General features: G+C 46.0%; 8 protein-coding genes. 5 read left to right on the top strand and 3 right to left on the bottom strand.

Annotated elements, in window-relative coordinates; genetic code table 11:
- Positions 1-28 precede the first annotated feature (28 nt).
- The 3 genes from OCU50_RS01730 to OCU50_RS01720 all read left to right on the top strand — a co-directional run bounded on the left by OCU50_RS01730 (position 29) and on the right by OCU50_RS01720 (position 4,371).
- Entirely contained in the window at positions 29-997 is a 969-nt protein-coding gene (locus OCU50_RS01730) for a TAXI family TRAP transporter solute-binding subunit (protein WP_017055962.1), read from the top strand.
- Between the two features lie 246 nt (positions 998-1,243).
- Entirely contained in the window at positions 1,244-3,823 is a 2,580-nt protein-coding gene (locus OCU50_RS01725) for a TRAP transporter permease (protein ID WP_060467101.1), read from the top strand.
- A 110-nt stretch (positions 3,824-3,933) separates the two neighbouring features.
- Positions 3,934-4,371, top strand: a complete 438-nt coding sequence (locus tag OCU50_RS01720) for a universal stress protein (RefSeq protein WP_017055960.1) — start codon at positions 3,934-3,936, stop codon at positions 4,369-4,371.
- A gap of 147 nt (positions 4,372-4,518) precedes the next feature.
- On the opposite strand, the gene OCU50_RS01715 is transcribed toward OCU50_RS01720, so the two are convergent.
- Together OCU50_RS01715 and OCU50_RS01710 are read right to left on the bottom strand one after the other, a co-directional pair.
- Positions 4,519-5,481, bottom strand: a complete 963-nt coding sequence (locus tag OCU50_RS01715; protein WP_060467100.1) for a D-2-hydroxyacid dehydrogenase — start codon at positions 5,479-5,481, stop codon at positions 4,519-4,521.
- A 37-nt stretch (positions 5,482-5,518) separates the two neighbouring features.
- Entirely contained in the window at positions 5,519-6,253 is a 735-nt protein-coding gene (locus tag OCU50_RS01710; RefSeq protein ID WP_060467099.1) for a pseudouridine synthase, read from the bottom strand.
- Positions 6,254-6,411: 158 nt separating this feature from the next.
- Between OCU50_RS01710 and OCU50_RS01705 the strand changes: the two genes are divergently transcribed.
- Positions 6,412-7,689: an NRAMP family divalent metal transporter gene (locus OCU50_RS01705; RefSeq protein ID WP_060467098.1), complete on the top strand. Its 1,278-nt coding sequence runs from the start codon at positions 6,412-6,414 to the stop codon at positions 7,687-7,689.
- A gap of 109 nt (positions 7,690-7,798) precedes the next feature.
- On the opposite strand, the gene rapA is transcribed toward OCU50_RS01705, so the two are convergent.
- Positions 7,799-10,708: an RNA polymerase-associated protein RapA gene (gene rapA, locus OCU50_RS01700; protein ID WP_060467097.1), complete on the bottom strand. Its 2,910-nt coding sequence runs from the start codon at positions 10,706-10,708 to the stop codon at positions 7,799-7,801.
- Positions 10,709-11,175: 467 nt separating this feature from the next.
- On the opposite strand from rapA, the gene OCU50_RS01695 reads away from it, so the two are divergent.
- Positions 11,176-12,555 (top strand): PhoH family protein, encoded by a 1,380-nt coding sequence (locus tag OCU50_RS01695; RefSeq protein ID WP_060467096.1) that lies wholly within the window; start codon positions 11,176-11,178, stop codon positions 12,553-12,555.

Genomic DNA, 12,555 nt, shown 5'->3' with positions numbered 1-12,555 from the left:
TTAATAATGAGTAAAGGAAGGGAAATTCATGGCATTTACCAAACTTGTTAAAGTTGGTGCTATTGCAGCAGCTGTAATGGGCGCTGGCGCAGTTAACGCTCAAGAGTTCATCACAATTGGTACGGGTTCAGTTACAGGTGTTTACTACCCTACTGGTGGTGCAATTTGTAAACTAGTGAACAAGGGCCGCAAAGACCACAACATCCGTTGTTCTGTAGAGTCTACTGGTGGTTCAATTTACAACGTTAACACTATCCGTGCTGGTGAACTCGATTTCGGTGTTGTTCAATCGGACTGGCAATACCACGGCTACAACGGTACAAGTAAATTTAAAGATCAGGGCGAATACAAGAAACTTCGCGCTATGTTCTCTCTACATACAGAACCGTTCAACATCATCGCTCGTACCGATGCTGGTATTAACAATGTGTCGGATCTCGCTGGTAAGCGTGTAAACATTGGTAACCCAGGCTCTGGTGACCGTGCAACCATGGGTGTTGTAATGGACGCTATGGGTTGGACTAATGACAGCTTCAAACTTGCTTCTGAACTGAAAGGTTCTGAGCGTTCACAAGCACTTTGTGATAACAAGATTGATGCATTCATCTACATGGTTGGTCACCCGAACGGTTCAATCAAAGAAGCAACAACGTCTTGTGATGCAAAACTGGTTTCAGCAACAGGTCCTCAGATCGACAAAATCGTCGCTGAAAACCCATATTACGCATACAGTACCGTTCCAGCAGGCATGTACCGTGGTACAGACGCTGACGTAAATAGCTTCGGTGTTGCTGCAACTATGGTAACAACTTCAGACGTTTCTGAAGAAGTGGCATACAACGTTGCTAAGGCTGTATTTGAAAACTTCAGCACTTTCAAACGGCTACACCCTGCATTTGCAAACCTGAAGAAAGAAGACATGGTTAAAGCGGGTATCTCCATCCCACTTCATGCTGGTGCAGTAAAATACTACAAAGAAGTAGGCCTTCTTAAGTAACTCTACTTAAACCTACTCAACCAATAAGGAGGCACGCCCTCCTTATTGGCTTTCCGTGTTTATAAAAATAACCTAAGAGAAAAATGACAAGCCTTTAAGTTTCTCCAAATTGGAGGACTTACCTTCATATCAAGCCTAAGACAAACAAAGACGCATTTCCCTGTCAGTTCACTACACTAGATAGGGAATAGGTAACGTCTCGTTGTTCTCAAGAAAGGCAGACCATCAATAATAAGGATAAAGTACATGACGCAGACAACATCACCGTCTCCAGATGTGCAAGAAATGGTGGCACAATCAGACACTGGTGCGCGTAGCCCTCGCGGTATCCAAGGCCGTATTTTATGGTTTGTGCCTTTATGTTGGTCACTGTTCCAACTTTGGTATGCATCTCCGCTACCGTTTATTTTTAACTTCGCTATTTTAAATGATACCGAAGCTCGAGCAATTCACCTGACGTTTGCTATTTTTCTAGCTTTTACCGCTTACCCGGCTTTGAAGAACTCGCCTCGGGATCACATCCCCGCTGTCGATTGGGTATTAGCACTTGCGGGTAGTTTTTCAGCTTCTTATATTTATATTTTCTATACTGAGCTTGCCGGTCGTTCGGGGGCCCCGACAACATTCGATATTGTTGCGGCTGTCATTGGTATGGTTCTACTGCTGGAAGCAACTCGACGCGCTTTGGGTCCACCTCTTATGGTTGTGGCAGCAGTATTTCTACTTTACACCTTTGGTGGTCCACACATGCCAGACGTTATTGCTCATAAAGGGGCAAGCCTAAATAAGGCGATGTCGCATTTGTGGTTAACAACAGAAGGTGTATTCGGTGTAGCTCTTGGCGTATCAACGTCATTTGTATTCTTGTTTGTACTGTTTGGTGCAATGCTAGAACGTGCTGGCGCAGGCGCTTACTTCATCAAGGTTGCATTCTCACTGCTTGGCCACATGAAAGGCGGCCCAGCAAAAGCAGCCGTTGTTGCATCTGGCCTATCCGGTCTAGTTTCTGGTTCATCTATCGCTAACGTGGTAACGACGGGTACTTTCACGATCCCTCTAATGAAAAGAGTCGGATTCTCAGGTGAAAAAGCCGGAGCTGTAGAAGTTGCCGCTTCAACCAATGGTCAATTAACCCCACCAATCATGGGTGCCGCGGCCTTCTTAATGGTCGAATATGTAGGTATCTCGTACGTCGAGGTTATTAAAGCAGCGCTATTGCCCGCTCTTATCTCTTACATCGCCCTAATTTACATTGTTCACTTAGAAGCATGTAAAGCAGGTATGACAGGCCTACCTCGCCGCCACACGCCAACAATATTGCATAGCCTGCTTTCGTTCACTGGCACCATTCTTGGGCTATGTGTGATCAGTGCTGCTGTTTACTACGGTGTCGGCTGGACAAAAGATGTCTTTGGCGATGCAGCGACACCAATAGTGACAGTTGCGCTATTGATTGCTTATGTTGCTCTCGTTCGCGTATCAGCAAAATACGCCGCTGAAGGTGGCATGGACATCGATGCCGAACTAACCGAAGTACCAGATCCAGGCCCAACCATTAAATCTGGCCTGCACTTCTTACTGCCTATCGTGGTTCTTGTTTGGTGCCTGACTGTAGAACGATTCTCTCCAGGTCTTTCTGCCTTCTGGGCAACGGTATTCATGATCTTCATTTTGCTCACTCAACGTCCTTTAATGACTCTGATGAACAAATCGAACGATCTTGCTGAACAAACTAAAGCGGGCTTCGTAGACTTAGCAGAGAGCTTGGTTTCTGGCGCACGTAACATGATCGGTATCGGTGTCGCAACAGCGGCGGCTGGTACGGTTGTCGGTGTGGTAACGCTGACCGGTATCGGCCTTGTGATGACCGACTTCGTTGAATTTATCTCAGGTGGTAGCATCATTCTTATGCTGCTATTTACTGCGGTAATCAGCTTAATCTTAGGCATGGGCTTACCAACCACAGCAAACTATATCGTCGTATCAACACTGATGGCCCCAGTAATTGTTACTCTAGGCGCAGCACACGGCCTAATCATTCCACTGATTGCCGTTCACTTGTTCGTGTTCTACTTCGGTATTCTTGCGGATGATACGCCTCCGGTTGGTCTCGCGGCATTTGCAGCGGCAGCGATTGCGAAATCAGATCCAATTCGCACAGGTATTCAAGGTTTCACCTACGATATCCGTACTGCGATCTTACCATTCATGTTTATTTTCAACACTCAGCTACTATTGATGGGCATTGACTCATGGTGGCATTTGGCGCTAACCATCTTATCTTCTGTGACTGCGGTTCTTATATTTGCCGCAGCGACACAGGGTTGGTGGTTTACCAAAAACAAGTGGTGGGAAACAATACTATTGTTGGTTCTGACTTTCTCGTTCTTCCGCCCTGGTTTCTGGTGGGACATGATCTATCCAGCGAAAGTTCTTTCACCTGGAGTTGAGATAGCTCAAATCACAGAAAACCTATCTGTGGGACAATCTGTCGAGTTAAGAGTGGGTGGCGAGAACTTAGAAGGTGACTATTCTGAGAAAACAGTTCGTCTTCCATTTGAAGATTCTGCAACAACAAGTGAAGACCGCATCGCTTCAATGGGCTTAATGCTGACAGAAACTGAAGGCAAGATGATTGTCGATATGGTTGAGTTTGGTAGCCCAGCTGAAGCCGCCGGAATTGACTTTGGTTGGGAAATTAAATCTGTAATCCAAGATGCAGAACGACCAATGAAAGAGTGGGTATTCTTACCGGCCCTACTCATTTTAATTGGTTTAGCGATGAACCAAAGACGACGTGCTCGTAAGGATGAGATTAGCGCGTAATGGATAGAGCCAGGTAGCGCTCAACTCTATTTGGCTTTTTGATTACATGGAAAAGATAATGACAGCGCTTAGGGAATACGACTGGGCGCTGCTTAAAATGAGACGAAGACATGTATAAACAAATCCTTGTTCCTGTCGATCTTAACGACAAAGGCTTTTCTGATAAAGCAGTCGAGCTAGCGGTATGGCACGCAAAACACAGTAATGCTGAAATCCACATTTTAAACGTACTACCAGGCATTCACATGTCAATGGTTGCATCTTACTTCCCGAAAGATGCGGCGAACCAAATGAAGATTGATGTTAAAAATCAGCTCAAAGAGTTTGCAAACAAGCACATCGACGATAATGTGGTGTATAAGGTTCACGTTGCCGAAGGCAAGGCTTACACCACAATTCTAGATTACGCAGAAAAGCTTGGCGCCGACCTTATCGTGATGCCGAGTCATAAGCGTTCAAAAATTGACAAAGTTATGCTTGGTTCTGTTGCGAGCAAAGTGGTACAGAACTCGCCAATCAATGTATTGGTAGTTAAGCCTCAAGGCTAATGGCTAATGGCTAATGGCTCCTAGCTAATAAGCTAGTAATCTAATAAGCCCTGTCGAGCTGAAATAAAAGACTTAAAAAGGTTGGCCTAAAAGCCAACCTTTTTTATTTCTACTTCATCAAGCACAGACTGCTGAATACAACCTCAATTAACCAACAAGATTTTGTGGCTTACCCGCAACAAACTCATCGATGTTATCCATTAAGATATCAGACAGCTTTTGAATGGAGCTATCGCTACCCCATGCCACGTGAGGTGTCAGCAGTAAATTAGGTAAGCGACTGTTAGCTAACAGTGGATTCGAGTTGTCTGCCGGTTCTTGTGTGAATACATCCATCCCCGCGCCAGCAATCTCATGACTTTTCAGAGCCTCCACTAAGGCTTGCTCATCCACTAATCCACCACGCCCAGCATTAATTAGTACCGCGCTTGGTTTCATCATTGCTAGCTCTTGTTTCGAGATCAGATTTCGAGTCGCTTCAGTCAATGGGCAGTGTAAGCTGATCACATCCGCTTGCTGTAACACAACCTCAAAAGGCAAGTAACCTTCTCGACAAGATTCAGCCCCTTTACGCTCAGCAAAGATGACGTTCATGCCAATGGCTTTTGCAAGAACCGCGGTGGCTTGCCCTAAGCTGCCACTGCCCATTAAACCCAATGTACTCCCCGCCACGTCTTGTATCGGGTGAGTAAAGAAACAGAACTGCTTGTCCTTCTGCCACGCTCCCGCTTCAATATCTTGGTGGTAACCGACGAGGTTACGCTTTAACGCAAATAGCATCGCGATAACATGTTCGGGCACCGATTGAGTCGCATAACCTTGGATATTAGCCACTGCTATGTTTTTCTCATTGCAGTAATCAACATCAACGTTATTCACACCCGTCGCTGAAACAGCAATGAGCTTGAGTTGTTGCGCTTGCTGCAGGTTACTCTCGTTGAGCACGACCTTATTGGTGATGACTACATCCGCCCCCTCAATTCGCTCAGACACTTGCTCTGGCGCGGTGAAATTATACTCAACCCACTGATGCTCAAAGCTAAGAGGTTTTAAAGTAATTTGAGATGGGATGGTGGCTCGGTCGAGAAAAACCACTTTCAACTTCGGCATTGTACTTCCTTGGTTCAGTCGATTGAATGGTCTTATTCTAAGCTTTTAGCTTACTGTAGTCTGGAAGCTCTGGCGCAATTTCAAAGTGCTGTTCAATTTGTGGTGAAGCTTGAGGATAAAACTCGCAAGGAACAAAGGCTTTGAACCGTTGATTATTCGCCGGATGATAGAAGCTCAGTTCACACGCATGCAAAGCCAGCCGATCGCTATACTCAAACGCTTCAGGCGTTGCATAAAACTCGTCGCCCACAATTGGATTCCCTATTTCCATACAATGCACACGCAACTGATGAGAACGACCGGTAATCGGTAGTAACTTCAACAAGGTGGTTTGAGCCTCTTCTTGCTCCACCACATACCGAGTCTGTGATGGCTTGCCCTCGTCAAAACACACTTTCTGCCTAGGGCGGTTTGGCCAATCACAAATAAGTGGAAGGTCGATCACGCCTTCCTTTCCTTCCACCTTTCCCCATACTCGTGCGTAATAGAGCTTATGGGTCAGTCGATATTGGAACTGCTTCTTCAAATGGCGCTCAGCTTGTTTGTGTTTAGCGAGCAGCATTAACCCCGATGTCGACATGTCCAATCGATGCACGACTTGAATATCAGCAAACTCCTCGACCAACCGACTCCACATACTGTCGTAATGCTCTGGTAATCTCCCCGGCACCGAAAGCAGACCTGCTGGCTTGTTCACCACAAGAATATCGTCATCTTGATAAACAATATCAATCCACGGTTCACGTGGTGGTGTGTACTCTTCTAACGCCATTAGAGCCTCTTAATTGCTGGTGAATAAATAAATTATGCTTAACTCGTTTATTTATAAATACGATTTTCAACATTTTCGTACATAAAAGTTGACGGCCTTACAAAACATGGTATTGATAGGGGAAAGGAAAATAAGAAGTCAGCATTAAAGGAAAAATAATGGAAAATACGGTTAAAACAACCACAAAAAAAGCACAAACCTCTACTCCCCTATCAAGCTTAATTAAGTCTCTTGGCCCAGGCATTATGATGGCTGCGGCGGCGGTGGGAGGCTCTCATTTAGTTGCCTCAACCAAAGCAGGTGCCATTTATGGCTGGCAGCTCGCTGCTCTTATTATCCTCGTTAATATATTTAAGTATCCATTTTTTAGAGCTGGCATCCAATATACGCTAGGCACAGGTCAAAGTTTAGTTGAAGGTTACTCTAACCTAGGCCGCCCATATCTAGTGATCTTTTCGATACTGAGCACCATTTCCGCCGTCGTGAACACGGCCGCTTTGTTACTATTCAGTGCGAGCCTACTTAGCTACTTCGTTCCTTTTGATCTAGCGATCAGCACGCTTTGCATGATCGTACTAGCAACCTGTTTGATCATTCTGTTTGCTGGCCATTATCGCGCGCTTGATACGCTATCTAAAGCGATCATGGCGATCCTGACCATCACAACCTTGGCTGCCGTTGCTATTGCTATCGGCTCTCCAGTCGAACCTGACGCGGCTTTTGTTCCGCCGTCGCCTTGGTCATTGGCTGCTATCGGCTTTATCGTGGTAACCATGGGTTGGATGCCGGCGCCTATCGAGATATCAAGCATCACCTCAATGTGGCTAAAGAGCCAAAAAGAGAAACAAGAAGTAACCGCTCAATCAGCGCTGTTCGACTTCAACATAGGTTATATTGGCACGGCATTACTGGCACTGGTATTTGTTGCTTTAGGCGCTCTGGTCCTTCACGGTTCAGGTGTTGAATTGTCTCGTTCTGGCGTTGGCTTCACTCACCAATTAGTCGGCATTTACGCCTCTACCATTGGGGAATGGTCTCGTCCACTGATCGCTCTTATCGCTTTCTTCTGTATCTTTGGTAGTACGATTACCGTTATCGATGGCTACTCACGCGTGCTTGCTGAATCACAACGTCTATTGCTTAAAAAAGAAAGCAGCCCAAAAATGCTACAGGGTTGGATCGTTATCGTATCTATCACAGCACTCGCAATTGTGATGTTCTTCAGTGCCGCATTGATGACAATGCTTGATTTTGCGATGGTGCTTGCGTTTGCAACAACACCGTTCTTCGCGCTGCTTAACTTCATTTTGGTAAGCAAAGCTAAGCTTCCTGAAGCGCTAGCCATTGGCACCAAATTAAAATGGTTGTCTGTCGCGGGTCTTGTTTACCTATTTGGTTTCCTAGCGGTATTTGTTTGGTGGAAGTGGTTAATGTAATTCCTCTGCCATTACACCTTCAACACCCCAAACACTTTTCAAACGCTAGATAAAAATAAGGCCTTCATCATGAAGGCCTTATTTCGTTGAAGCATTTCGCTAATTCAAACTAGTTGTGAGAAACCACAATCAAACGTAATGAATCCAGCTGAACCTGAGCTTTGCTGATATAACCTGTCAGTTCATTGATTTGAGCTTCGATAACCTCAAGCTCTTCATCACGAATATTCGGGTTCACCGCTTTCAGTGCTTGTAGGCGCTCTAATTCACCGTTTAAGTTAGTTTGCATATCTTTCTGAGCTTGCTGACGCACTTCTTCAACCTTCGGCAGTACATGCGTTTCACCCGCTTCGATTAGCTTGTGAATCTCGCCTTGTACCGAATTCACTAGCTTGCTCGCTAAGTGACGGTTTACAGGGCTTAGCTGACGGTTAAAGCTATCAAACTCAACCTGAGCAGATAGATCATTACCGCGACCATCCATCATCAAACGAATTGGCGTTTTAGGCAGGAATTGGCTAATACCGCTGCGTTTCGGTGCTTGTGCATCCACAAGGTAAACCAGCTCAAGCAGGATAGTACCTACTGGCAGCGCTTTGTTTTTAAGCAGTGATACCGCTGACGCACCCACACCTTCACTCAATAGCAGATCAATACCGCCCTGAATCATTGGGTGTTCCCAGCTGATGAAGTTCATGTCTTCACGAGAAAGGGCTGTATCACGGTCGAACGTGATGGTTGCGCCTTCGTAAGGTAAGCCAGGGTAGCTTGGTACCATCATGTGCTCAGATGGTGTCACGACTAGCGCATTTTCACCCTTGTCGTCTTGGTTCAAACCAATCGTGTCGAACAAGCTCAGTGCAAACGTCACTAGGTTAGTATCACCATCAGTCGATGCAATCTTCTCTGCAATGTCGTGCGCTTTGTCGCCACCGTTTGAGTGCATCTCGAGTAGGCGATCTCGGCCTTTTTCTAGATCCGCTTTTAGGCTTTGGTTTAGCTTGGCAGACTCTTCAATCACTTCATCAAGCTGTTCTGTATTACCAGAAGCCAGCATTTCAATCAGTACATCAGAGTACTTGTCGTAAACCGTGCGACCTGTTGGGCAAGTCTCTGCAAATGCGTTCAGACCTTCATCAAACCAACGCGCTAGAATCGCCTGTGATGTGCCTTTTAGGTAAGGGACATGAATGTCGATGTCACGCAGTTGACCTATACGGTCTAAACGACCAATACGTTGTTCAAGCAAGTCTGGGTTGAACGGAAGATCGAACATTACTAGCTGGTTCGCGAACTGGAAGTTACGACCTTCAGAGCCAATTTCACTACAGATAAGAACCTGAGCGCCGCCCTCTTCTTGAGCAAAGTAAGCCGCCGCTTTATCACGCTCTAGAATCGACATGCCTTCGTGGAATACGGTGGCACGCACACCTTCACGCTCACGCAGTGCTTGCTCTAATTGCAAAGCAGTACTCGCACGCGAAGCGATCACTAAGATCTTTTCGCTGCGCTTGTCTTGGATCTTTTCAATCAACCAATTCACACGTGAATCGAACTGCCACCAGCTTGAGTCTTCACCTTCAAACTCTTGGAAGATCTCTTCTGGATACAGCATCTTCATTGCACGAGCTTCTGGTGCCATCTTGCCACCGATCATGCCCGATACACGCATCGACGTTGTGTACTGCGTTGGAATGTCCATCGGCAGTAGGTTTACGTTACGCTTAGGGAAGCCTTTGATAGCAGCACGTGTGTTTCTGAAAAGAACACGACCGGTACCATGGCGGTCCATAAGGTTATCAATCAATTCTTGGCGAGCTATTGCTTGCTCTTCTTCGCTGCTATCACCTTCAATAACGCGGAATAGAGGCTCAACATCTTGCTCAGAAAGCAACTCGGTAATCTGATTCTTCGCACTGTTTTCAAGCTTCACGCCAGAGAATAGCGCTGTTACGGCATCAGCAACCGGTGCGTATTGGTCTTCTTCTTCAACAAAGGCTTCGAAGTCGTAGAAGCGATCAGGATCCAGCAGGCGCAGACGTGCAAAGTGACTCTCACGACCCAATTGCTCTGGGGTTGCGGTTAGCAGTAGTACACCAGAGGTGTTTTCAGCTAAGCCTTCCACCACTTGGTATTCACGGCTTGGTTTGTCTTGGCTCCACTCAAGGTGGTGCGCTTCATCGACAACCAACAAGTCCCACTCACCTTCAAGTGCTTGCTCGTAACGCTTGCGGCTCTTACGTAGGAAATCCAGAGAACACAAAACGTATTGCTGAGTATCAAATGGGTTATCTGATTCAGCAAAAGATTCGATGCAACGCTCTTCATCAAAGATAGAGAAGTGCAGGTTGAAACGGCGCATCATCTCTACTAACCATTGGTGTTGCAGAGTTTCAGGCACCACAATCAGAATACGTTCAGCACGGCCAGACAAGACCTGTTGGTGGATGATCATACCCGCTTCGATGGTTTTACCTAAGCCAACTTCATCGGCCAGTAAAACACGTGGAGCATGACGGCGACCGACTTCATGAGCAATGTACAGCTGATGAGGAATTAAGCCTGCACGCATACCACACAGGCCGCGCATTGGGCTCTTGTGTTGTTGGTATTGATTACTTAGCGCGCGGTAACGCAACACAAAATTATCCATACGGTCGATTTGACCTGCGTACAGTTTATCTTGTGGCTTGTTAAAACGGATCTGGTTGCTTAAGAAGATCTCACGCAGAGCGACTTCTGTTTCTTGGGTATCTTCGCGAGTACCTAAGTAGGTTAACAGTCCTTTGTCTTCGATAACTTCTTCGACAGACAGAGACCAACCTTCTTGGCATTCGATGACATCGCCTACATTAAACGTTACTCGGGTTACGGGAGCATCAGTACGTGCATAGACACGGTTTTCTTCTGACGCTGCAAACATTAGTGTCACTGTGCGAGCATCCATTGCTACAACGGTACCTAAACCTAAATCGCTCTCCGTATCGCTTATCCAGCGTTGCCCCAAAGCAAATGTCATGAATCGACTACCTCAATCTTATAGTTGGAATTTGGTCTTTTTTAACTGCATTTTTAAACACGAGCGTTCTCACTCCCGAACTGAAAATATAGCCAAAAACGCCTAGTTTGCAGCCACTTTTTAAGTGCACTCTAGATAATAAATATCTTGAGGAAATGGTGCAGAAAAAGGTCGCTAATCTTACTCGATGCTGTGATTTAGGTCACGCCTAAAGGCGATGATTTCATGCTTTTTTTCTGTTTTCGCTAGTGCAATCAAACTGTAAAAAAATCATGGTTAATCTATAGGTAGCAGATTGCTGCTCTCAAACGAATACGCCATATTCATCGACAACGATATGGCGCTGTTCCTCAAGATGAAGTTTAGGTAAGTAGTTGACTATCTGCAGAATCAGATACTAATCTTTATATGAGCTTTATCTACGTTCAATGAATGCAAGGCAAGCCGCACGTCGGCAAGGAGATGCTATGGGCGAGACCAACCGGAAGCTATTTGTTTTAGACACCAATATCCTACTTCACGAACCCTTCGCTATATTTTCTTTCCAAGAGCACGATGTCGTTATCCCCATGACAGTGCTAGAAGAACTCGACAGAATCAAAGACAGTAAAAGAGACGTTGCTCGAGATGCGAGAATTGCGATTCGCACGCTCGAAGATCTGTTCAGGGAAGCCACACCCGATCAAATTTCGGAAGGCATTCCTTTCTCTAAAGAAATAAACGCATCCGGCAGTATTTCCATACTCGCTGACTACGAACTTCAAGAAAGCATTAAGGCCTTCGCCGACGATAAGGCAGGTGATAACCGAATCCTCAACGCTGTCCTCTATCTTCAGAATAAACGCGCGCCACGCGAAGTGGTGCTGATCACCAAAGACATCAACATGCGCTTACGAGCCAAAGGCGCTGGTGTTCGCTTTGTTGAAGATTATCAAACCGATCAGCTGATTGATGACATCCAATACCTCACCAAAGGCTTTCAACAACTCGAAGGATCCTTTTGGGATGGTATCGATAACGTTGAAAGTAAAAGCTTGGGGGGCAAAACCTTACATACTCTGGCAAGAGCACCTTTCGAGCCCACCTTTCTCAATCAATATGTGATTGACGAAGAGAGTGACTTTGCCGCTCGAGTCGAAGAGATTGAGGCCGAAACGATCACGCTTCGCGATCTAAGCCGAGAACGGTTAATGAACCGTAGAGCATGGGACATTACACCAAAGAACATCTATCAAGGTATGGCGATCGATGCCCTGCTCGACCCTGATATTGATCTGGTGATTCTCACTGGCGCCGCGGGTAGCGGTAAGACACTGTTAGCCATGGCTGCTGCGCTTGAACAAACCATCGAACGTAAACAGTTCGATAAGATCATCGTAACCCGAAACACACCCGATATCGGTGAGTCGATTGGTTTCCTCCCGGGTACCGAAGAAGAGAAGATGTTGCCTTGGTTAGCGGCAGTGACCGACACACTGGAAGCGCTGCACAAGAACGACCACTGCACTGAGGGCTCAATGAAGTACATCTGTGACAAAGCCAACATTCAGTTCAAATCGATTAACTTTATGCGTGGCCGTTCAATCCAGAATGCCTTTGTGCTTCTGGATGAATGTCAAAACCTCACCGCTTCACAAATTAAAACCATCATCACTCGTTGTGGTGAAGGGACCAAGATTGTCTGTTCTGGCAACCTAGCGCAGATAGATTCTTCTTACTTAACCCCTGTGACTTCTGGTTTAACCTACATGGTTGAGCGTTTTAAAAACTTCGAAGGCAGCGCCAATATCCACCTCAATGGCGTAGTACGTAGCCGACTGGCAGAGTTTGCTGAAGAGAACATGTAA

This window comes from Vibrio toranzoniae, assembly GCF_024347655.1.
GTDB lineage: Bacteria > Pseudomonadota > Gammaproteobacteria > Enterobacterales > Vibrionaceae > Vibrio > Vibrio toranzoniae.
Note: the sequence above shows the minus strand (reverse complement) of the source record. Positions and strands in the feature narration are given on the sequence as shown.